At 47.5% G+C, this 21,561-nt stretch carries 20 protein-coding genes and 3 riboswitches; of the genes, 2 read left to right on the top strand and 18 right to left on the bottom strand.

Translation table 11 applies throughout. The features are described from left to right. Positions 1 to 2 precede the first annotated feature (2 nt). The 5 genes from purB to ERJ70_RS02065 form a co-directional block, all read right to left on the bottom strand. Positions 3 to 1,295 carry an adenylosuccinate lyase gene (gene purB, locus ERJ70_RS02085; RefSeq protein WP_209366814.1) on the bottom strand — a complete coding sequence of 431 codons (1,293 nt, stop codon included), beginning with the start codon at positions 1,293 to 1,295 and terminating at the stop codon, positions 3 to 5. Between the two features lie 69 nt (positions 1,296 to 1,364). Then, positions 1,365 to 2,492: a 5-(carboxyamino)imidazole ribonucleotide synthase gene (gene purK / locus ERJ70_RS02080; protein WP_209366812.1), complete on the bottom strand. Its 1,128-nt coding sequence runs from the start codon at positions 2,490 to 2,492 to the stop codon at positions 1,365 to 1,367. After that, on the bottom strand, positions 2,479 to 2,970 hold the full coding sequence (gene purE, locus ERJ70_RS02075) for a 5-(carboxyamino)imidazole ribonucleotide mutase (RefSeq protein WP_209366810.1): 492 nt from the start codon (positions 2,968 to 2,970) through the stop codon (positions 2,479 to 2,481). The genes purK and purE overlap by 14 nt, the downstream gene beginning before the upstream one ends. A gap of 163 nt (positions 2,971 to 3,133) precedes the next feature. Then, a riboswitch (purine riboswitch) is annotated at positions 3,134 to 3,233 on the bottom strand. Positions 3,234 to 3,343: 110 nt separating this feature from the next. Continuing rightward, positions 3,344 to 3,592: an NETI motif-containing protein gene (locus ERJ70_RS02070; RefSeq protein ID WP_209366808.1), complete on the bottom strand. Its 249-nt coding sequence runs from the start codon at positions 3,590 to 3,592 to the stop codon at positions 3,344 to 3,346. Next, positions 3,537 to 4,130 (bottom strand): DUF2179 domain-containing protein, encoded by a 594-nt coding sequence (locus tag ERJ70_RS02065; protein ID WP_209366806.1) that lies wholly within the window; start codon positions 4,128 to 4,130, stop codon positions 3,537 to 3,539. The genes ERJ70_RS02070 and ERJ70_RS02065 overlap by 56 nt, the downstream gene beginning before the upstream one ends. Positions 4,131 to 4,244: 114 nt before the next feature. On the opposite strand from ERJ70_RS02065, the gene ERJ70_RS02060 reads away from it, so the two are divergent. Continuing rightward, positions 4,245 to 4,676: an Hsp20/alpha crystallin family protein gene (locus tag ERJ70_RS02060; protein WP_209366804.1), complete on the top strand. Its 432-nt coding sequence runs from the start codon at positions 4,245 to 4,247 to the stop codon at positions 4,674 to 4,676. 906 nt (positions 4,677 to 5,582) lie between these two features. Here ERJ70_RS02060 and ERJ70_RS02055 read toward each other — a convergent pair. From ERJ70_RS02055 to ERJ70_RS02035, 5 genes are all read right to left on the bottom strand, one after another. Then, a complete protein-coding gene (locus ERJ70_RS02055) occupies positions 5,583 to 6,917 on the bottom strand; it encodes an NCS2 family permease (protein ID WP_209366802.1) in 1,335 nt (444 codons plus the stop codon). Positions 6,918 to 7,231: 314 nt separating this feature from the next. Then, positions 7,232 to 7,333: riboswitch (purine riboswitch) on the bottom strand. Positions 7,334 to 7,436: 103 nt separating this feature from the next. Then, positions 7,437 to 8,981 (bottom strand): glutamine-hydrolyzing GMP synthase, encoded by a 1,545-nt coding sequence (gene guaA, locus ERJ70_RS02050; protein WP_209366800.1) that lies wholly within the window; start codon positions 8,979 to 8,981, stop codon positions 7,437 to 7,439. A 156-nt stretch (positions 8,982 to 9,137) separates the two neighbouring features. Next, positions 9,138 to 9,239, bottom strand: a riboswitch (purine riboswitch). A 63-nt stretch (positions 9,240 to 9,302) separates the two neighbouring features. Continuing rightward, complete coding sequence (locus tag ERJ70_RS02045) at positions 9,303 to 11,510, bottom strand: transglutaminase TgpA family protein (protein ID WP_209366798.1); 2,208 nt, start codon at positions 11,508 to 11,510, stop codon at positions 9,303 to 9,305. Next, positions 11,510 to 12,775: a DUF58 domain-containing protein gene (locus tag ERJ70_RS02040; RefSeq protein ID WP_209366796.1), complete on the bottom strand. Its 1,266-nt coding sequence runs from the start codon at positions 12,773 to 12,775 to the stop codon at positions 11,510 to 11,512. Before ERJ70_RS02040 ends, ERJ70_RS02045 begins: the two co-directional genes overlap by 1 nt. Beyond that, a complete protein-coding gene (locus ERJ70_RS02035) occupies positions 12,775 to 13,737 on the bottom strand; it encodes an AAA family ATPase (RefSeq protein WP_209366794.1) in 963 nt (320 codons plus the stop codon). The genes ERJ70_RS02040 and ERJ70_RS02035 overlap by 1 nt, the downstream gene beginning before the upstream one ends. Before the next feature lie 282 nt (positions 13,738 to 14,019). On the opposite strand from ERJ70_RS02035, the gene ERJ70_RS02030 reads away from it, so the two are divergent. Further along, complete coding sequence (locus tag ERJ70_RS02030; protein ID WP_374099804.1) at positions 14,020 to 14,355, top strand: spore coat protein; 336 nt, start codon at positions 14,020 to 14,022, stop codon at positions 14,353 to 14,355. Between the two features lie 171 nt (positions 14,356 to 14,526). Here the strand turns inward: ERJ70_RS02030 and ERJ70_RS02025 are convergent, their stop codons facing one another. From ERJ70_RS02025 to ERJ70_RS01990, 8 genes are all read right to left on the bottom strand, one after another. Further along, on the bottom strand, positions 14,527 to 14,712 hold the full coding sequence (locus ERJ70_RS02025) for a hypothetical protein (RefSeq protein ID WP_026569204.1): 186 nt from the start codon (positions 14,710 to 14,712) through the stop codon (positions 14,527 to 14,529). 169 nt (positions 14,713 to 14,881) lie between these two features. After that, entirely contained in the window at positions 14,882 to 15,934 is a 1,053-nt protein-coding gene (locus tag ERJ70_RS02020) for a galactitol-1-phosphate 5-dehydrogenase (RefSeq protein WP_209366793.1), read from the bottom strand. Between the two features lie 14 nt (positions 15,935 to 15,948). Next, positions 15,949 to 16,116: a hypothetical protein gene (locus ERJ70_RS02015; RefSeq protein WP_209366792.1), complete on the bottom strand. Its 168-nt coding sequence runs from the start codon at positions 16,114 to 16,116 to the stop codon at positions 15,949 to 15,951. A gap of 44 nt (positions 16,117 to 16,160) precedes the next feature. Next, entirely contained in the window at positions 16,161 to 17,192 is a 1,032-nt protein-coding gene (locus ERJ70_RS02010; protein ID WP_209366791.1) for a zinc-binding dehydrogenase, read from the bottom strand. A gap of 23 nt (positions 17,193 to 17,215) precedes the next feature. Beyond that, a complete protein-coding gene (locus ERJ70_RS02005; protein ID WP_209366790.1) occupies positions 17,216 to 18,481 on the bottom strand; it encodes a galactitol-specific PTS transporter subunit IIC in 1,266 nt (421 codons plus the stop codon). Positions 18,482 to 18,591: 110 nt separating this feature from the next. Beyond that, on the bottom strand, positions 18,592 to 18,876 hold the full coding sequence (locus ERJ70_RS02000; protein ID WP_209366789.1) for a PTS sugar transporter subunit IIB: 285 nt from the start codon (positions 18,874 to 18,876) through the stop codon (positions 18,592 to 18,594). Next, the gene (locus ERJ70_RS01995; protein ID WP_209366788.1) at positions 18,855 to 19,361 is read right to left on the bottom strand and encodes a PTS sugar transporter subunit IIA; all 507 of its coding nucleotides are present in this window, start codon (positions 19,359 to 19,361) and stop codon (positions 18,855 to 18,857) included. The genes ERJ70_RS02000 and ERJ70_RS01995 overlap by 22 nt, the downstream gene beginning before the upstream one ends. Beyond that, positions 19,358 to 21,439, bottom strand: coding sequence for a BglG family transcription antiterminator (locus tag ERJ70_RS01990; protein WP_209366787.1), 2,082 nt, complete (start codon positions 21,437 to 21,439; stop codon positions 19,358 to 19,360). Before ERJ70_RS01990 ends, ERJ70_RS01995 begins: the two co-directional genes overlap by 4 nt. Positions 21,440 to 21,561 lie beyond the last annotated feature (122 nt).

Genomic DNA, 21,561 nt, shown 5'->3' with positions numbered 1-21,561 from the left:
CTTTAAAGTCCGATACGTTCAAAAATGCCGTCCACATTTTTCAAATGATACGTGTAATCGAAACAATCGGCGATTTCCCCTTCATTCAACAAGCTGGTGATTTTCGATTCCTGTTCCACCAGGCTGCGGAATGGAATGCCTTCTTCCCATGCCTTCATCGCATTGGGCTGGACCAGATCATACGCTTCCTCACGGCTCATACCTTTGTCGATCAATGCAAGCAGCACCCTTTGAGAAAAAATCACGCCATAGGTTTTATCGATGTTGGCTTTCATGTTTTCCGGGAATACTGTCAGGTTTTTAACTATGTTCGCGAAACGGTTCAGCATATAATTCAAAGCAATTGTGGCATCGGGAAGGATGATCCGTTCTGCTGATGAATGCGAAATATCCCGTTCATGCCAAAGGGCAACGTTCTCGTATGCTGTCACCATATGCCCGCGCAGCACACGGGCCATGCCAGTCATGTTTTCCGAACCGATCGGATTACGCTTATGCGGCATAGCCGAGGAACCCTTTTGCCCCTTTGCGAAAAATTCCTCGACCTCGCGCGTTTCGGTTTTTTGCAGATTGCGGATTTCTACTGCGAACTTCTCAATCGACGTGGCTACCAACGATAGCGTTGATACATAATGCGCATGCCGGTCGCGCTGCAAGGTCTGCGTTGATACAGGTGCCGGTGTAAGTCCCAGTTTTTCACAAACGTATTTTTCCACAAACGGATCGATATTGGCATAAGTACCGACTGCACCGGAAAGCTTTCCAGTCTCGATCGTTTTCGCCGCAGCATCAAATCGTTCCAAATTCCGTTTCATCTCTTCATGCCAAAGTGCCATTTTTAAACCGAATGTTGTCGGTTCAGCATGGACGCCATGTGTCCGTCCCATCATGACTGTATGTTTATGTTCCTGGGCTTTGACTGCCAGAATATCGATAAACCTTTGAATATCACTGCGCAAAATGTCATTGGCCTGTTTCAGCAAATAAGATAATGCCGTATCGACAACGTCGGTTGATGTCAGACCGTAATGGACCCACTTCCGTTCTTCCCCCAGCGATTCGGATACCGCTCTTGTAAAGGCAACCACGTCATGGCGTGTTTCCTGTTCGATTTCCAAAATCCTGTCGACATCAAAGGAAGCTTTCGCCCTTAACTTTTCCACATCCTGTTTCGGAATGACACCAAGTTCACTCCAAGCTTCACAGGCGAGAACCTCCACTTCCAGCCATGCCTTGTATTTATTTTCATCGGTCCAAATTGCTCCCATTTCTTCTCTTGTATATCGATTAATCATACGTTACCTCCTGAATATTCACGAACCAGTGATCGGCTATTATGTTTAGTATTCATCAAATCCTGAAAACTACTGATGGATCACCGTTTCTTCCTCTAATTTGTTTACTATGTCTGCCAGATGCGGGCCGACAAACGTGATGTGACCCATTTTCCGGTTCGGCTTGACACCTTTTTTACCGTAAATATGCAAATGCCCCTCAGCAAAGGAGTCAATATTGTCGAGACAGGCTGTCATTTCATCGCCAAGCAAGTTCATCATGACCGCTGCTCCGTGAAAACACACTGGCACGAGTGGCAAACCGCAAACTGCACGGACATGCTGTTCAAACTGTGACACGTTGCATGCTTCGATGGTATAGTGACCCGAGTTATGCGGTCTCGGGGCCATTTCATTAATCAGCACCCGCTCACCGGCAACGAACATTTCGATTGCAAAGGTGCCGACAACGGCAAGACTTTCAGCTACGGTTTTTGCAGCAGCCAGCGCCTTATCCCGTACAGACTCTGAAACAGCCGCCGGGGCGATTGTTTTATGGAGAATATGGTTTTTATGCTCGTTTTCCGCTACAGGAAAAAAGGTAATATCCCCAGCCGCCGAACGAGTGAAAACGACCGAGATTTCTTTCTCGAAAGGAATCCATTCTTCCAAGATGCAACGGCCGCTATCCAAGATGAACTGCCCGGCCTCTGCCAGATCCTCTTCCGACTTGGCGATCATCTGGCCTTTGCCGTCATAACCGCCGCGGCAGGTTTTCAGTACGAAAGGCAAACCGACTTTTGCCACGGCTTCCTTCAACTGCTGCTCCTCTTCGATTATCGCAAAAGCAGGCACCGACAGGCCGCTTTCCACCAGACGGCGTTTTTCCGTTTCACGATCCTGTGTTACTTGCAGCAGCTCCGCCCCCTGGGGAAGCACCTCTTCCTTTTCCAGGTAGCGCGCAGCATCTAAATCTACATTTTCAAATTCGTATGTCACCACGTCACTGACTTCTGCCAATTGCTTGATGGCTTCCATATCGTCATATGCTGCGACGATATGACGATCGCTCACCTGAGCGGCAGGACAATCAGGCGTAGGATCCAGTACGGCGATCCGGTATCCCATGTGTTTGGCTGTTGTTGCCATCATTCTTCCCAGCTGGCCGCCCCCCAAAATTCCGATCGTGCTGCCAGGTAAAACGCTACTTGTCTGCAAGCTGATCCCTCATTTCTGCAACTTTTTTTCGTTGTGCTGCTTGATAAGCCTCCAGTCTGCTGGCTGTCTGGTCATCAAAAGCCCCGATCATTTGCGCGGCAAGCAGTCCGGCATTTTTAGCGCCTGCCTTGCCGATTGCCACGGTGGCGACTGGCACACCGCCAGGCATTTGCACGATAGACAACAGGGAGTCCATGCCGTCTAACGATTTCGATTGTACTGGAACGCCAATGACTGGCAGGGTGGTTTTTGCGGCTACCATGCCAGGCAGATGAGCGGCACCGCCGGCACCGGCAATGATGACTTTCAAGCCTTTTTCCTTCGCCGATTCGGCGTAGGCGAACATGTCATCCGGCGTCCGATGGGCCGAGATAACCTGTTTCTCATAGCTGATTTCCAGTTCTTCCAGCATGCTGCAGGTATGCTCCATCGTCTCCCAGTCCGAAATACTTCCCATGATAACCCCAACTAGTGCCATAGCAGACTCTCCCCATTTCTTCTTTATTATGTATCGCCGGCTCCTTAGCGAATGTAAAAATGAAAATGCCCATTCATCTCCTCCTCGTTTTCATGAGAGAAGATGAATGGGCACACGTCTACCGTATATATGCATCCATAGAACCACCGCCATACTGCGTATGCGGGGTTACATCCTCCCTCATAGTCCGTCATTTACGGTGACGGGTAGAGACTATTGGGCCCTATTCCCAAAATTATATGAGGTATGGTAAATTCAGCTGATTATGCTTTACGCGGCACGAAAGTCCGCCCTTGTTTGCGAATGCATTTCTATGATAACAAGCTTTACAAAAATGGTCAACAAAAATCGAACAATCCTTCTTCAATTAAATTTATCGTTCGTGTTTGACAGGGACAGCTTCAAATATAATCGTTCGATCTACCGGCTGATAGCTGGTTTCTCCTTTCTCATTGACCTCTTCGAAAATGGGTTCCTCTGTCCTCCTGATTGGGGTGTACCCTTCTTTTGCAATCCGATCCAGGCACTGATCGATGGTCTCGCCCTCCAATATTTCAAACTTTCGTTTACTGTTCGTTTTGCCGGATGGCTTCCTGCTGCTCTTGCTCTTCTTTTTTGCCACTTTTGATCCGTCCCCTCCTAACTTGTTTCACCCAGAATCCGCCATAGATCTGCTTCGGTTCGTATGCGATGATAAAAGCTTTGGAATCGATCAAACGAATCGTTTCGTAAAGCTGGAGTTCGTACTTGCGCGGGGTCAAAATTTGCATGGCGAGCCGGTCGCCGTCCATGCCGTAAGCATACCAGCTGGTGACACCGTACCCTTTGTCGCGCAGCTGCTTCGTAAATTCGATTTCCGGATCGGATGAGATGACGTTGACAGTTATATAGCCTAATGCGAGTTTCTCTTCGATCATCGAACCGACGACAACACCGATGCCAAAACCAAGTGCATAGGCGATGATATTTTCGATTTGATCCAGGTTGTCGAGTACCAGACCGAGCCCTAATACGTAAATGGTGATTTCAAACATGCTGACGATGGCTGCGATATATCTTCTGCCCTTCAGGGTCAGAATCATGCGGATGGTGGAAAAAGAAACGTAAACAATATTGATAATCAAAATGATGGATACCATGATGATCGCATTATCGAGCATTTAATTCCTCCTAAACATTACTCCGAAAGCACGGGACATTCACCCATCTTTGTTTCATGCATACAATATATCGCATTTTAATTGGCTAAAACAACTAAAAAAGGGGGAAACGCTGTGGATCCATTCAAAAACATGGGGGATTGGAAGCGGAATATGGATAACTTTTTCGGCGATAGCTTTTGGAACGAGTTTGAAGGTGTATTGAAACCGCCCCTGCCACAGGTGAATTTGTATCAGAAGGAAAAAGAAATTGTCTGTATCGTAAACCTTCCGGGAGTCAGCAATTTGAAAAACATCGATATTTTTGTTCATCATGCCACCTTGGAAATCCGGGGCAGCATCGACATGAAGGAAGCGGAAGGGCAGGTCGTCCGTGAAGAGATCCTGCACGGCAATTTTGAACGAAAAATCGACTTACCCTTTCCTGTACGCCGGGAAAAAGTGGACGCTTCCTATCAACGCGGCTTGCTGGTGATCCGGCTGCATCGTTTGATGAAAAACGACGACAAGAAAACTCGTTTAGAGATTGTCGACATGGAGGATTAGTAGGATGGATGCAAGAAAGGAGTGTTTTCGAGTAAAGCAATACCTTTGTGTTGTTTCCATCATTCCCCTTCCTTGTTTGGCATGAGTGCTAATGCAACCCTAGGAAAATATGAAGATTAGCACTTGGGCAAAAGTCACAGCGGCCAAAGCAAAAACCGAACGATAATTCGAATTTTACATATTCGAATTCGCTCGGTCTTTCATTGCCGATTTCATATAAACTGCGAACTAAATGGTTCCTTTCCGTCCTTGATTAGAAAATGTGTAGTCAGACGCTGCGGAATTACCCTGCGCTTTCCGCGGGCGGCTGGTGAGCTTCCTCGAGCTAACGCTCTCCGGGATCTCACCGATGCCTTTTCTCCCGCTGGAGTCTCCGGGTATTTCCTCCGCTAGAACAGCATCCTGTTTATAAACGAGTGTACTAGACATTTTTTCCTTGATTCACTTGGTACTACAAGAAACGTCTTATCAAAAGACATAGCTAGGAAAACAAGCAGAAAGTCCAAGAGAACCGAGAAAAGACGGAACCCTCAACTGTTTTTTTATGAAGAGAAGTACATGCTTCCTGACAAGCGTTTTTAAGATGTCTTTTTGGGTCTCAAGGGAAAAGGTTTCTACGCTTACGATAATCAGCATACTTCTTAGCGCAGGTAGCATACGCAGACTCCAGCGGGAAAAGCGCGAGCTGAAGATCCACTTGGTAAAGGGCTTTTCTTTACCAAGTTAGCTGAAGCCGTGCCCGCGGAAAGCGTAGTATGCTACCGAAGCGTTGGTTAAAACTCTTATTGAATAGGCATAGCACTTCCTATTACAATTACTGCGCAGTTTCTATCCATTGCGTAATCAATCAATTGTTGAGATTTTGTTGCTGTTTAGTGATTTATATTATCTTCCATCCATTTTTCATCAGCTTAAGAAAATAAAATACAAGATGAATATCACAAACAATAGATACATAACCGGATTGATTTCTTTTGCTTTCCCTTTTACGAGCATCGTGATTGGGTAAAAGACAAAACCGATGGCAATTCCGGTAGCGATGCTGTAAGTCAGCGGCATCATGATGATCGTAAGAAACGCCGGCACGGCAATTTCAAAGCTGCCCCATTCGATGTCCCTCAATGTGGAGCACATCAGGACACCAACGATAATTAAAGCGGGTGCGGTCACCGCAGAAGTCACGATACTCAAAAGTGGTGAAAAGAAAAGTGCAAGCAAAAAGAAGGCAGCCGTAACCACGGACGTGAAACCTGTTTTTCCTCCTGCACTTACGCCGGTTGTCGACTCGACATAAGAAGTCGTCGTCGATGTGCCAAGCGTGGCTCCGACAACGGTTGCGGCGGAGTCCGAGAACAATGCTTTTCCTGCACGCGGCAATTTGTTGTCCTTCATAAGACCTGCTTTGGTCGCAACAGCCACCAGTGTTCCAGCCGTATCAAAAAAGTCTACGAACAAAAACGTCAGGATGACGACAAGCATCTGGATCGTAAAGATATCCCCAAAATGGGCGAAAGCCTGTCCAAAGGTCGGCGCAAGGCTTGGAGCCGGTCCGACGATGTCGCCTGCGCTTGATGGCGGATCAATCAATCCGACAATCATACCAGCAATTGCGGTGATGATCATTCCGTAAAATACGCCGCCTTTCACGTTGGAAGCGAGCAGGATGACCGTTACGACAACTCCGAAAACCGCCAACAACGTGTTCGGATCCGTCAAATCCCCAAGGGCCACCATCGTGTCCGGGTCACCGATGACGATTCCTGAATTTTGAAAGCCGATAAAAGCGATGAACAAGCCAATACCAGCTCCAACCGCCATTTTAAGATTGCCAGGAATAGCATTGATGATTCTTTCCCGCAGTCCCGTCAATGTCAAAACGATAAAAATCAGCCCGGAAGCAAGCACGCCTGCTAAAGCTGTTTCCCACGGAATTCCATACCCAAGGATGACCGTGTATGCAAAGAAGGCATTTAAGCCCATCCCCGGGGCGAGCGCAATCGGATACTTGGCAAACAATCCCATGACCAAGGTTCCCACAGCTGCTGCCAGCGCGGTGGCGGTAAATACGGCTCCCTGGTCGATTCGCGTCACGCCTTCCGGCAGTTCCTCAACGCCCACTAGCGCTAACGTTGCCGGGTTGACAAACAAAATATAAGCCATCGCCAAGAAAGTGGTCAGCCCGGCGATGAATTCTGTCCGATAGTTAGTGCCAAGTTCCTCAAACCGAAAATATTTTTTCATTCTCTATTCCTCCCCATTCCGTCGCAGTAATTTTTTCAACATATACAAAAACTAATAATTGCTGTTCCAAGGACAAAAGCGCAAGCGCCTTGCTCACCCCCGACAAGCTTAAGAACAGCCTCGGCGTGGCGCTTTTTGCCACACAGAGGGTGGGCTTAAGACCTCGAGGGGGTAGGCGCTGGAGCTGGACGTGGCTGGTTCATCCAATAATTATCCATAGACAGTTAAATTTATCATTTCCTATACAACGAAAAAAGCGCTCCTGGTTTAAACCAAGAGCGCTACCGGACACACGTATGGGAATCGACAAAAAATCCTCTGTCAATCACCAGCGTAGTCAGACCATTTACGGTAGTCCGGTAGAAACTCATGGGCCATATCCCCAAAATTATACGACGGTTGTTTCAATCAATATTTATTTAAAATTACTTCACTATCATACTAACGTCCTACATTTTCGTCAAGGGGTTTCACGAATGTTTTATTGTTAAATGATAGCAATGTTCGTGTTTTGTTCTTCTATTCCCACTCAATCGTTGCCGGCGGCTTGCTGGTCACGTCATAAACAACCCGATTGATATGGTCGACTTCATTGACGATCCGGGTGGAAATCTTTTCGAGAACATCCCATGGGATCCTCGCCCAGTCCGAAGTCATGCCGTCGATCGAGGTAACCGCACGAATGCCGATCGTATAGTCATAGGTTCTGGTGTCGCCCATGACCCCCACGCTCCGGATGTCCGGAAGCACAGTAAAGTACTGCCAGATATCTCTCTCCAGTCCGGCCAGCTTTATTTCTTCTCGTAAAATCGCATCCGATTTCCGGACGATTTCCACTTTCTCTTCCGTTACCTCTCCAAGTACCCGAATGCCAAGTCCCGGTCCCGGGAAAGGCTGACGCCAAACGATTTCTTCCGGTACACCGAGCTCGATGCCCAATTCTCTCACTTCGTCTTTGAACAGCGTGTTCAGCGGTTCGAGCAGCTCAAACTGCATGTTTTCCGGAAGTCCCCCTACATTGTGGTGGGATTTGATCGTTTGGGCGGTTTCCGTTCCGCTCTCTACAATGTCGGTGTACAACGTACCTTGCGCCAGGTAATCAATATCTTTCAATTTATCCGCTTCATCATCGAAGACGTAAATAAATTCGTTGCCGATGATTTTCCGTTTTTGTTCCGGGTCTGCCACTCCGCGCAGTTTGCTTAAAAACCTGTCCTGTGCGTCGACGCGGATGATGTTCATATGGAATCCGTCACGGAATGTTTCCATGACTATGTCGCCTTCATTTTTACGAAGCAGTCCATGGTCGACAAAAATACAGGTGAGCTGGTCCCCGATCGCTTTATGGATCAATGCCGCTACTACCGACGAATCCACGCCACCGCTAAGCGCACAGAGCACCTTCTTGTCTCCGACCTTGGCGCGGATTTTTTCCACTTCCTGATCGACGAAGTTTTCCATCGTCCAATCGCCGCTGGCCTGACATACATCGAAAACAAACTGTTTTAATAAATGATTGCCATACTCTGTATTTCTTACTTCCGGATGGAATTGAACGCCGTACAGCTGCTTGTCCGTGTTGCTGATGGCTGCAACCGGAGTCGAATGACTGGTGGCATCGATTGTGAAACCTTCGGCAGGCTCGATTACTTTATCGCCGTGACTCATCCATACCGTTTGCTTGGCCGGAGTGCCGTTGAACAAAATCGGGCTGCCGGTCAAGTCGATGTCCGCCTTGCCGTACTCTCTTTCTTTCGCTCTTTCAACATGCCCGCCATAGTGCAGCGTCATCAGCTGCATGCCATAGCAGATTCCCAAAATCGGAATTCCCAGTTCAAAAATTTCTTTATCACAGCGAAAGCTGTTCTCATCGTAGACACTGTGCGGTCCACCTGAGAGGATGATCCCCTTCGGATTCATCCGTTTGATCGTTTCAGCCGTCAAGCGATGGGAATGCAATTCACTATATACGCCGAATTCTCTTATTCTTCTGGTGATCAACTGATTGTACTGACTGCCAAAATCAAGAACCAATATCATTTCATTGTTTTCCAACCCATCCATCTCCTTAGCTCCGCAAATTGATTGCTGTCATTTCTTGTAGTAGCTGCCGGATTTTATTATAGGAACCGGCAATCCCTCCATATAAAATGCAAAAAAATAGATTTCCGCCTTCCCGTCTCGAGGAAGGCAGAAATCTATACCGCACAGCCTGGAACAGCTGGTGATTTCCACCTTCATAGTCAGAGCGTTTACGGTGCCCCGGTAGAGACTCTCGAACCTTATTATCGAGGATATATGAAGTGTTTATTCCTTTGTATTCCGGCTCTGACTAGTCAGGCCCGCTTGAATTGTTACCATTCTATCAGCGCTGCAAACAGCTGGTCAAGACAATGCCCGTTTAATTAAGTTTTCCCACAATTCAGTAATATTTCCCCATTGCGCCGAATCTGTTTCATTCCGATACAGCATCCGTTCATACTGATGCGTAAGCCGAACCATATCCTGTGATTCGAAGCGCTTGTCGACCTGGATGGCATATTCTCTTAAAGTCTGGCCATCCTGACGACCCATCCCTTTATGGTTCAGCAGCTTTAACAAGAATAGATAGGCTTCCTGGTACATTTGCGGATTTTGCTGGTGATGAAACTTCCTGCGCATCCAGGCCGACATCCAACGGTACCGGGTGAGAAAGAGGATCACGACCGCTGCAATCAGCACCACTGCCAAAGCGGCGACTGTCCAATTCCAGCCACCTGTAAGCTGGACATTGGCATTGCCTTCTGAAGCTGCTTCATCCTCTTCCGCCCCTACTTCCTGCTGGTTGCCAGGACGTTCCTGTTCTTCCTGTTCAGCAGCCTCATCGGTGTCAGAGCTGTCCTGCTGCTGATTGACATCCTGGTAAAAATCAACCGGATTGCTGAAGCCCTGTGTCGGTTCAAATGGAACCCATCCTACTTCCGGAAAGTACACTTCAACCCAGGAATGCGCGTTGGAGTTGGTTACTTTGTAGGTATTCAGGCCTTCGATGCTGTCCTCCGAAGCCGGCGCCAGATCTCCACCTGTAAAACCTTTCACCCAGCGCGCCGGAATGCCGAGTGTTCGGAGCATCACCGTCATTGACGTCGAATAGTTATCACAATAACCGGCCTTTGTTTCAAATAAAAACTGGTCGACATAGTCTTGATTACGGCCTGGAACCGCCACATCTTCTGTCTGGTAGACAAAGCCGTTGCGGTTGAAATACTGCTCGACCGCTTTCACCTGATCATACCTCGTCTCTTCCTCGGATACGATTTGGCTGGCAAGATTTCCGACCCTGTTCGGCAGGTCATCCGGAAGCTGAAGGTAGTTTTCCTTGATTGCTTGCGGATCTTCCCCGCTGGCTTCCGACAGGAGATCGATTGAATAGGAAGGGTTTTCGTAGGAAACCTGGTATTGGTCGACAATTCCCTGCTGCTCAGGGGCTTCCACGGCAATCGAACCGAACTCACTGTCGACCAGATAGTTGACATCTTCCTCCCCATCCACCTGCTTGATCCCATATGGATAGACAAGTTTAGAGAAAAAGGCATTGGATTGAAAGGTGACGATCCCTTGAAGCGACTCCGTTTCTACAGAGTTTTCAAATGTATCGAAATCTACCGATCCATCGCTGGTCAGGTTATATTCTGGTTCTGTGGAACGTTCCCATCCCTTTCCCGTGTAAATATCCTTCGTTTCAATCCGCCAATAGTGCTTTTCTTCAACCTGGGCCTGAAAGACAAGGGAGTCGTCCTGGACAAAGGAACCGCCGAGACGGGAATCATCCTCGCCATAACCGACTTTTTGCACCCCGCCTGTGCCATCTTCTCCAAAACCGGCATCCGGTGATGTACTGGTCAAATACGGAACTGGATCAGGCCACTGCGGGTCCAGTTTAGGTGCAGCAAAGCCGACGAGGCTGGAAAAAACAATCACCGCAGCCAGTGGCAGCACCCAGGCGGAAACCCGTTTTAACCCGGTAAAGGTCATTGCCTCCCTGCCCAACTCTTTATAAAAATTTGAGACGCCAAGCGCAATCAATGACACGATAAAAGCACGGACTATGGCTGTGTTTGCCTCATAGGCAGTAAACGTATCGAGCACCGTCAAGTAGATAAAGGTAAGCAGTACAAACAGGAATATCCTTTTTGAGATGACAAACCAGTAATACATTAAATAACTCATCAGCCACAACAAAATCAAAAACAGTAAGCTGCGGAACAACGGTGTGATTTCCGTCCAGTTCTGGCTGGAAATCATTTCTACATTATATTGCACGTGCAAGTATAATAAATAAAACCAGCCTTTTGAGAACATGGGCTCGGAAATAAACAAGCCATCGAGTACAAACAGTAAACCGCCCAATTTCAGGGGTATCGACAGCCACCATTTCATATTCAGAACCGATATGGTAAAACAAAATCCGGTGTAAATCACGAAAGCTGAGAGGCTGCCGGTGTCCGTCAGCGTTTCCAAGGGACGCAGCCATTCCCAAAGCAGTAAGAAACCACACAGATAGATGATCATACGGAAAACAAGCTGGCGTTTACTGCTCGAAAACAAAGCCATCAGCTGCTCACCTCCAACTTCTGCTGCACCAGCTGCTCCTCCGTCAGTACATTCACCGACACACCACCAACGGATAATTGGTGAATCATTCTACTATCTTCCCCCGTTATTTTTGCAGATGGTTTAATCAAAAAGACAATCATTTTTTTACTTTTCCGCTTTAGTCGCTCCAATGCTTTGATGGTGGCTTGATCAAGTTGATTGGTGACAACCATGGCGACCAGCCCTTGCGGAATATTGCGTGTCTCCTGGTCGAGCATCCTGGAAAACGGTACATTGCCGCCAGGCTGAATCCGGGCCAGATAGTTCTGGTTCAATAAATTTTTTGCCGGATCCTCTTGAAAAGGGAAAAACACGCGCTCCTCTCCCACCCCAATGAAGGTAATTTGCGAAGCTTTCCGTTTTAAGGCTTCCAACAGAGAAGCAGTCACTTCGACACTTCCTTCGAAGGCGATCTGGTCCTGGCCGGGAAAGGCAACGGCGTCAAGGATCAGCACCATGTTCGAGCTCTTTTCCTGCTCGAATTCCTTCGTCATAACGGTGTTTTTTCTGGCAGTCGTTTTCCAATCGATCCAGGAAAAACGGTCACCCGGCATATACTCCCTAACACCCGTGACGACGTTGGTATTCTTGGCATTCACATTGTAAGAAGCAGACGCTCCTTCCTCGAAACTGTTCACTTTTTCGCGAAAGACAATGTCGCGTTGCGATGGAAATACGAGCAGATAACTGGCGGTCGGGTATACGTATTCTTTTTTGATAAAGCCGAAAAAGTCACCGGTTTTGACGCGGAAGGCACCAAGGTGATGCTCCCCGCGCGGCACGTTGTCCAAGGTATAACGGTATGTCCATTTCCGCTTGAACCATGGAAAGGAGACACGTTTCACGACTCTCCGTTTCGCCAGCGCATCTAGCTCGTTCATACGCTGAAATTTCGAACGACTGGTATCTTCTTTTTGCAGACTTGCGGGAAAGTACTCTTCGACAATGCAATAGTAAAGTGGAAAAGCGAAGCGCCGGCTTAGCTCCACTTCGACTGAAAGATGATCGGAAGCCTGGACAATATGTCTGGACAAGCGGCGCTTAACCGTCCAATTGGAAATTGGATAGATGAGCAATAAAAACATGTAGACAATGATTGGCAGAAAACTGTAAAACAAAAACCAGCTGACGAAGCCTCCCTGGAACATAGCGTAGGCAAAAAAGATGCCAAATAACAGTAAGACGAAAAAAAACTTAAAGCCCATGGAAAACGAGCGTTTCATCAACTATATTCCTTTCGTACAGGGATCGAGGCATTACCGAGCAGCTCCTCTATAATCGATTCTGCCGTTATGCCTTCAAACTTTGCCTCCGAAGTCAAAATAATCCGGTGGGCCAACACGAACGGCGCCAAATATTTCACATCATCCGGCAGCACATAATCGCGGTCATGAATATAGGCATACGCTTTGGCCGCTTTCATCAGGGCAATCGACCCGCGGGGACTGACCCCTAAATAGGCTCCCCGGTGTTCCCTTGTCCCGGTCACGATATCGATGATATAGCGCTGGACGTTCTGGTCCATATATACATCCTTGACTTCCTTTTGAATCGTGATCAATTCTTCTTTGTCAATCACTGCTTCAATATCGTTGATGGGATGGTTTTTCGATGTTTTTTCCAGCATTTGCAGTTCTTCTTGAGCAGTCGGATAACCCATTTTCAGTTTGAGCAAGAACCGGTCAAGCTGGGCTTCCGGCAGTGGATATGTCCCCTCATACTCAATCGGATTCTGGGTAGCCATGACAAAAAAGGGATGTTTCAGCTGGATTGTGTTGCCATCGACCGTGACGCTGTTTTCTTCCATGCCTTCCAATAGAGCAGATTGTGTTTTCGGGGAGGTCCGGTTGATTTCATCAGCCAGGACGATGTTGCCGAGAATCGGCCCTCCTCGAAATTCAAATTCCAATTCCTTCGGGTTGTATATCGAAACTCCGGTTACATCAGATGGAAGCAAATCCGGAGTAAACTGTATTCTTTTAAAATCACAATCTAGTGATTTGGCCAAAGTCCGGACTAACATGGTTTTTCCCACTCCCGGAACATCCTCGAGGAGGACATGTCCTTCGGCCAGTAAAGCAACAAGGCTTAACGTTGCGGGTTCATCTTTTCCTACGATTACTTGGTTGATATTTCTAAGGACCTTACTAATCTTGGAGTTGTACAAAAAAGCGTGCTGGGTCATATAGATACATACTCCTTCCAAATTTTTTATGTGTAAGTTGTACACATAATTCCCTACTATAACTATACTACATTCGGACTAGAGCCGTCCAAGCTGCAACAGCAGGAAAACGAGGAAATAACCGGATTTTTCAGAAAAAACATCCGACATTGTTAAAAATTTTAGCTCACATCAGGATAGCAGCCTAATTTCTATCGGGATAAGCTCACTCTGGGTATTGGCACAATAAGATAATGGTGAATCCAGAAAAGAAGGTGATTGATTTTGTTCCCTAAAGAAGATATGAGACAATTTTCTCCATTCGGCTATACAGGTGGTGGCAATTATCCCGGCTACAATCAAGGGTATTCCTATCCAGGTTTCGGAGGCGGCTATGGTGGGCCTGGGTACCAGCCACATTACGGCGGCCAGCCTTGGCAACAACACCACGGACCCCATCACGGCAGTCCTAATTGGAACTACCCTGGACACGGGCATGGATATCCTGGACACGGCTTTCCTGGATATGGTTTTCCTGGTCAAGGCGGTTACCCGGGATATGGAGGAGGATTCCCAGGCCAAGGCTTTAACCCTTACGGCCAACAACCCTTCCACTACGATTACGACGAATTCGACTAAAACAAGGGGAGAATAACAGAAGATAATCATGGGGACTGACCCCTGCCACTCTACACTGCAGCATGCTAACACGGTAGGGGTCAGTCCCCAAAAAAAACAAAAAAAGCACCCTGAGAGGCGGCTCCGTACTGGAGTGCTGTTCAAAGGGTGCTTTTTAAATCTATAGGGTTATTAGAAAAGGTTCTGGGCTTGCGGTGAATGAGCGTTTCCGCCCTGGCCGGTGATGCCGGACATCATCGGCATCGACTGTTGGATTGTTTTACCCAGCCCCTGTCCTTTCGTCATGCTGTAATAAGCTGCGGCACCGATTCCTACTGAAGCAATCAGCGGAATCCACATACCTCTTTGCTTGTCCATGAGCTGTTCACCCCCTAGATGGTCGTTCCTTGTTACTTTTCCTCTTCCTATCCTTTTTGATACGAGGAAGTATCAAGCCAATCCCTCCATATTCTGGAGCGTGTGGATCGGATAAGTCCGGTTTTGTTTGGAGACACTAGCTTTAACATTACTTTTCCTCTAGCAGCGCTTACTCCTTTTCCGGATAGAACAGCACCTTGGCGGCTTTCTCTTCACGGTTGACGAGCTTTTGGAACATAGATGGCCCTTCTTCAAGTGGAAGACGATGCGAAATCATCGGCTCGGCCTGGATTGCACCGCTGCTCATATAGTCAATCGTCGCTGTCCATTCTTTACCTGGAAAAGGGGCAGACACGGCATTCCAGGAACCGAGCACCCTCAATTCATTGCGAACGATTTTTTCAAAATAATTCCGCTCCATCGTAACGTCGGCATAAGGAATCCCTAAAAACACCACTTCGCCGCCTTTTCGCGGTAATGCCAACACTTGCGAAGAGGTGACAGGGGATCCGGCAGACTCTACCGCCAGATCGACACCATGCCCGCCAGTTTGTTCCATGATTTGTTCGTCAGCCGGCTGTTCCAATGGATTGACCGTCACATCAGCCCCCAGCTGCTTGGCTATTTCCAGCTTTTGATCGTCGACATCGATAGCATATACTTTTTCGGCACCGAATATTCTCGCCCACTGAATCGCCAACAGACCGATATTGCCGGCTCCCATGACCGCTACTTCCGCCCCAGGCCGGACGCTCGTGCGGTAAAACCCGTGGGCAACAACGGATGCAGGCTCAACGAGAGCCGCTGTGTCATAGTCGACATTGTCAGGCAGCCGCATGACATGCCCGGCAGGAAGCTTCACATATTCCGCATAGGCTCCTGGATACCGGGCCCCGATGACAGTCAATTCGGCACAGCGGGCCGGTTCACCGCTTCGACAGTTTTCACATTTCCCACAAGCATACGCCGGACAGGCAGCTACTCTGTCGCCTGTTTTTATTCCGGTGACGGCTTTTCCAGTTTCCACAACCTCTCCCGAAAACTCATGACCAAATGTCATTCCTGTAACATAGGGACCGAGCTTTTGATAGCGGGAAATATCAGAGCCGCAAATCCCCGCCGCTTTTACCTTTATGATTACCTCATTCTCGTGCTCTACGACAGGCTCCGGAGTTTGCTCACAGCGGAGATCCTTCACCCCGTATAGGTTGAGTGCTTTCATCCTCCCCATCCTTTCTATCCTTCGCTGCGCGTTTGTCTGCGAGTAGGGTTGCTTTTGCGGAAAAACAGCTGATATACCGTTCCTCCGACTATGATCGCATTAAATAGGCTTTGGTGCTGAAAATAAAAGGAACTGATTAGACGGAAATTGCCAAGCATCAAATCCAAAAAACTATCAACCATTTTCCCACTCCTTTTCAGTATTTCCGGTACAGCAATGGCATGGTTCAGCCAACTGGTTTGAGCAACACTTTAATTGCTTCCCCGCTTTTTATCACCTCATAAGCTTTCTCCCATTCGGTAATCGACAATTCATGGGTGACCAATGTGGCAGCATCCACCTTTCCTTCATTCATCAATGACAGACTAGGTTCCCAGTCCGCATGCTTTTGACTTCTCGTGCCCATTACCCGGATTTCTTTTTGAATGATTTTCTCCAGATCGAAGGCAACCTCCGCCTTCGGAAACAAACCGACCTGGACATATTGCCCCTTCTTCCGCAGCAAATCCAATCCCTGTTTTGCTGCAGGAATAGCTCCTGAGCATTCCATCACGATATCGGCTCCATAGCCATCCGTTAAGCGGTCCACCAATTGTTTCAAATCCTCGTGCTGAATATTGACCACATGATCGATCCCGATCTCTTCCGCTTTATCCAGACGAACCTGATCATGATCCAGCCCAGTAATAATGACAACGGCACCGCGGCTTTTAGCAACCTGGGCAGTCAAAAGACCAATCGGCCCAGGACCGAGAACGATAAGAAGGTCACCTGGATGGATAACGGCTTTTTCTACGGCATGGTACGTACAGGCTAAAGGCTCTGTCATGGCGGCAGCGTGAAAATCGACGTTCTCCGGTACATGATGGACACTTTCTTTCCGGGCAATCAGATATTCGGCAAAACCGCCATCCTGTTGGGAACCGAGCCCCTTACGATTGCTGCAGAGGTTATAATCTCCGGACTGACAGTATGCACACTCGCCGCAAATCTGGTAAGTCGTTTCAGAAGTGACACGATCACCGACCTTAAATTCCGAGACATTTTCCCCAACTTCCACGACCACACCTGCAAATTCATGCCCCAATGTCACAGGCACTGCGACGCGATAGTTGCCTTCATACGTGTGAATGTCAGAGCCGCAGATACCGGCACATTTGACCTGAATCTTCACTTGGTTCTTTCCAGGCGACGGCTCCGGACGTTCCTGGATCTCCAGATGACCGAATCCGGGCGCTGTTTTGACTAATGATTTCATCTAAACATCGCTCCTCCACTTCATTAGTTGAATAATTCGAAAGCTCTCCAGATGAGCCAGTTGATTAAATTTCCGCCTTGGTCGATACTGGATATTCGTGTCGACTTTTCAGCAATGTCCATTTCTAAATCAGCGTTTGCCCCCATCTCCGTGAAAACTGGTGCAATATCTGTCGCCATATACAGCGACAATGCGATCATCACTGTCCCTACGATTACGGAGTGGATTATATTACCCCGTGCAGCCCCTACGATAAAAGCCACAACGAACGGAATGGTAGCCAAGTCGCCGAAAGGCAGCAAGGCGTTTCCCGGCAAAATGACTGCGAGAACGACCGTTATCGGAACCAGGATTAAAGCAGTAGCAATGACCGAAGGATGACCAAGCAATACGGCCGCATCGAGTCCGATATTGATTTCGCGGTTGCCGAAATGTTTGTTGAGCCATTCGCGTGCCGATTCCGATACTGGCATCAGGCCTTCCATTAAAATTTTGACCATCCTAGGCATTAATACCATGACAGCTGCCATTGCCATGCCGATATCAATGATGTCACCGACCCCATAGCCTGCCAAAGCCCCGATGATCGCTCCTAAAGCCAACCCAATGAAAATCGACTCTCCAAAAATCCCGAATCGTTTTTGAATGGTATCCGGATCGGCATTCAAGTCTTTGATGACTGGTATTTTTTGCAGTAATTTTACCAGCCAGATTCCCGGCGCATAGGAAACCGTACTTCCTGTTGCAATGGCCACTCCGGGCAAATCGTAAAAGTCCCTGACCATCGGCGCTGTCCAATCGGCAATTTTAAGGGTGATAATTTGAAAAATGACCGCTGCGATAAGCCCTTGGACAATACTGTCGGAAATGGCATATACGACTGCTCCCATGAAGGTATAATGCCAGAAGTTCCAAATGTCCACGTTCATGATTTTGGTGGTTTTCGTCAATAGCATGACGACATTGACAACCAAGCCCACCGGAATGATAAAGGCTGCAACCACAGAGGCCCAGGCAATCGATGACGTTGCCGGCCACCCGACATCAATGACATTCAACTCTACTCCAAGCCTTTCCACCATTCCCTGGGCAGCCGGTCCTAAGTTGTTGACGAGCAGATCGACAACCAGGAAAATACCAACAAACGCTACCCCGATGGTCAAGCCGGAGCGGAACGCTTTTCCCGGCTTTTGACCAAAAACCAAACCCAATATAAAAATCGCTACTGGTAAAATGACCGTCGCTCCTAAATCGAGAAAACCTTGTATAAAATCAACAAATCCCTGCACTTTCATCCCCCCAGATTTTTATCGGCATCCACAAACGCCACTATTTGTGAAATATTTCACAAATAGTGTTTCACCCATACTCAGACTGTTGCTCCTTCCGTTATTTTACTTTACCTCAGCAATGCATCGAGTATTTGTTTTTTGGTATCTTCTACTCCGATACCGGTCAAAAAGGAACGTGCCGTGATAACCGGAAAGTCGTAGTCTTTTTGAATGGTCGCTGTTGTTACCAAAAGATCAGCTGTTTCCGCATAGCTGTTCACCTCTGCTATTTTGATTTGTTTGATATCCAAATCCAGCTGATGTTCTTTAGCCATTTCCTCGATTGCATTGTTTACGATGGTTGACGTCGCGATTCCTGCACCACAGGCCACTAATACTTGTTTTTTTGCCATGTCACTTCTCCTCCTTCATTGATTACGTCCAATTCTGATTTCACAAGCCTGACAATCTTTGCTTTGTCCTGCTCCTGGGCGATTGTGGTCAACATGGTGTTATGCTGAAAAATACTCATCAACCGCTGCAATAGATAAAGCTGGGAATGCGTTTCATCCATCGCCAGCATGAACACCACCTTGACTGGCGTCGTTTCCTCGGGATCGCCCATCACGCCGAACGCCACTTCATTCTTTAAGACCCCGATACCGATCGACTTCTGCTTCACATGTTCGATATCGGTATGGGGAATCGCCACGGAAATGGTGCTGGTAGGAAGTCCGGTTGAAAATTCTTCTTCCCTGGCGACAATCGCATCGATAAAGCTCTCCCGAACTAAACCAAGCTCCTGCAAGTTTCTCCCCATCTGAACTAGTACGTCTTTGTCGTTTTCTGCTTCCAGATTTAAAAGTATGTTGGCTTCTTCAAAATAGAAATCATTCATGTCTCCACCTCGCTACCTTGTTGGAAATAATACGTGTCGGAATATTGCTGAATCACAGCATGAACGGCTGCGCAAGTATCTGCGTTCATCACCTGGCTTCGTGCTTCTTCTGATCTTGCCAGCTCCATCAGCTGGATTAAGGCTTTCAAATGTTTCTTTTTATCAACAGCTGCGATAACTACAATGATTTGAATCGAGTAATCCTCTGTGAAGGGCACTCCCTCTTCCAAACGGAGCATGCTCATCCCCACTTTCCGTACCCCCTGATCAGGTGCAGCATGGGGAATCGCCATATTTGGCGCAAGCACAATATATGGATCTTTTTCATGACCCAGCATCGCCTCGACATACCCCTCTGTGACTGCCCCGCTTTCCAGCAAAGGACCGCTCGCAATCCGGACCGCTTCTTCCCACGAGCCGGTTGTTTGCTTGAGTGTAATCAGTTCCGGTCTCAACAAATCGGCCAGAGTCAGGCCATCTTGCTCGGAGCTGCTGCGTTTTATCGCAGCATTAGGATCCCGGTGGATATATTGGTAAAGAGCCGTGGCCAACTGCTTTTCATTTCGAATGTCGGCATGGTCAGAAATGACCTCGAGCAAATCATCTATATCAATGTCAGAGGGGAAAACTCCGCTAAGCTCGAGCATCACTTGTTTTTTGAGCCTTTCCTTTTCTTCCTGCTCCATAATCGGATTGGCAATGAACAGTTTCCTTTTCGTGTTTATCGGAACAGAGGAAAAGACAATATCGTAATCCAATTGATACTCCTGAAACTCCCTCATCGACAAGGTATCGAGAAAAATAAAGTCCGGAAACAAATGACGAAGCTCGCTGTACATCATCCTGGACACTGATACACCTTTCGGACAAACAACGATTGCTTTCCACTTCTTGCGGATATCATCCCCCTGCCTGGTCATCCATCCGCCGATCAGCAGCGTTAAATAACTTGTTTCGCTTTCCGGTATCGGTAATCCGATCAGCTCCTCCAGCGGTCCGGTAGATTGTCTTACCAAATGATGCAATTCTTGCAGCTGCTTGTTCTGTTCATACGGATGTTCCGTCATTTCCGTCAGCTGGTATTTAATCCGATAATAAGCCGGTTTGACATGCAAAAGGAGTTTGTTGAGCAGCTGGTCCTTATCCTGCAAGGTAATGCATGCCCGTTTTTCAAATATCCGCAGCATTTGCCTGAGCGCACTGATTAGATTGGGAATCGTTTCTTCTGTCAAAAAACCCGACCAGTAAACATTGGTAGACAGGAGAAACAGCGTGATAAACAGTCGCTCTTCCATCGGGATTTGCCCAATATCGGATAATATTTTTTCCGTCGCCTGATATTGCTTGGTATCTGACAGTTCTTCATATTTGATGTAAAAAGAGTTGATCAAGTATCCTTTGTCGATTCTTTTGATGACCAGTGAAAGAATGTACGGCATCGTGGTAAGTTTCTCATCGGTGAATTTCAAGCCGAGCTCTTTTTCCACTCCACCGACTCTTTCTGCCAGTGCCTGGATGTCTTTTTCTCCAATGCCGGTAATGTTTTGAAAGTGTGTTTTGCCATTGATCATTTCCAGCGTCTTGTTCGTGATATATGTCAACAGACGCCGGACTTGAAACTCATTTCCTTCCAGAATATAGCCCTGTTTCCGGGAATACCGGACGGAAAGGTCAAATTTCCCGACAAGCTCCTCCACCAGTTTCAAATCTTGCAATATGGTGTTTTTGCTGACATAAAATTCATGCGTGAAATGATAGAGGGATAGATCTTCCCTGCTGATCAGCATCAACGCTATTAAATATACACGCTGTTTTTCCGATAATACGGGTGCTGCCGCCTCGTCGATGGTTTCGGAATCCCGGTTGAAATAAGAATATACTTCCTGACCGATTAAAAACTGGCCTTGCCGGGTCCTTTCAATGACGGGCAATTTGTTCTTTTTCAGTCTGCTGTTAATTTTGCCGAGACTGTAGCCAAGCTGACGACGCGACAGATTATACTTCTTTTCCAGCTGCTTGCTGGTTGTGCCAGGATAATTCAGTATCTCTTTTAAGATTCGATCACTGCGATCGTCCAAACTGCATCACCCCCTCTTGTTGGTTTCATTGTAGCACGGAAAAAAACGCCTTTGTATACGCTTTCAGTTTAGATTAATGAACAATCAATGTGCAGTATTGTGATTTACTCATTCAAATAATC

The organism is Sediminibacillus dalangtanensis, from assembly GCF_017792025.1.
Lineage (GTDB): Bacteria > Bacillota > Bacilli > Bacillales > Amphibacillaceae > Sediminibacillus > Sediminibacillus dalangtanensis.
This window is presented reverse-complemented; position numbering and strand designations above follow the sequence as displayed.

What these genes read in the sequence shown, in the direction of transcription:
- ERJ70_RS02065 (WP_209366806.1), bottom strand. Translation starts at nt 4,130, where the DNA reads ATGCTCGATAATGCGATCATCATGGTATCCATCATTTTGATTATCAAT.
- ERJ70_RS02020 (WP_209366793.1), bottom strand. Translation starts at nt 15,934, where the DNA reads ATGAAAGCACTCAACCTATACGGGGTGAAGGATCTCCGCTGTGAGCAA.
- ERJ70_RS01995 (WP_209366788.1), bottom strand. Translation starts at nt 19,361, where the DNA reads ATGAATGATTTCTATTTTGAAGAAGCCAACATACTTTTAAATCTGGAA.
- ERJ70_RS02025 (WP_026569204.1), bottom strand. Translation starts at nt 14,712, where the DNA reads ATGGACAAGCAAAGAGGTATGTGGATTCCGCTGATTGCTTCAGTAGGA.
- ERJ70_RS02015 (WP_209366792.1), bottom strand. Translation starts at nt 16,116, where the DNA reads ATGGTTGATAGTTTTTTGGATTTGATGCTTGGCAATTTCCGTCTAATC.
- purB (WP_209366814.1), bottom strand. Translation starts at nt 1,295, where the DNA reads ATGATTAATCGATATACAAGAGAAGAAATGGGAGCAATTTGGACCGAT.
- ERJ70_RS02000 (WP_209366789.1), bottom strand. Translation starts at nt 18,876, where the DNA reads ATGGCAAAAAAACAAGTATTAGTGGCCTGTGGTGCAGGAATCGCGACG.
- ERJ70_RS02045 (WP_209366798.1), bottom strand. Translation starts at nt 11,510, where the DNA reads ATGGCTTTGTTTTCGAGCAGTAAACGCCAGCTTGTTTTCCGTATGATC.
- ERJ70_RS02040 (WP_209366796.1), bottom strand. Translation starts at nt 12,775, where the DNA reads ATGAAACGCTCGTTTTCCATGGGCTTTAAGTTTTTTTTCGTCTTACTG.
- guaA (WP_209366800.1), bottom strand. Translation starts at nt 8,981, where the DNA reads ATGGATGGGTTGGAAAACAATGAAATGATATTGGTTCTTGATTTTGGC.
- ERJ70_RS02055 (WP_209366802.1), bottom strand. Translation starts at nt 6,917, where the DNA reads ATGAAAAAATATTTTCGGTTTGAGGAACTTGGCACTAACTATCGGACA.
- ERJ70_RS02030 (WP_374099804.1), top strand. Translation starts at nt 14,020, where the DNA reads ATGAGACAATTTTCTCCATTCGGCTATACAGGTGGTGGCAATTATCCC.
- ERJ70_RS02010 (WP_209366791.1), bottom strand. Translation starts at nt 17,192, where the DNA reads ATGAAATCATTAGTCAAAACAGCGCCCGGATTCGGTCATCTGGAGATC.
- ERJ70_RS02035 (WP_209366794.1), bottom strand. Translation starts at nt 13,737, where the DNA reads ATGACCCAGCACGCTTTTTTGTACAACTCCAAGATTAGTAAGGTCCTT.
- purE (WP_209366810.1), bottom strand. Translation starts at nt 2,970, where the DNA reads ATGGCACTAGTTGGGGTTATCATGGGAAGTATTTCGGACTGGGAGACG.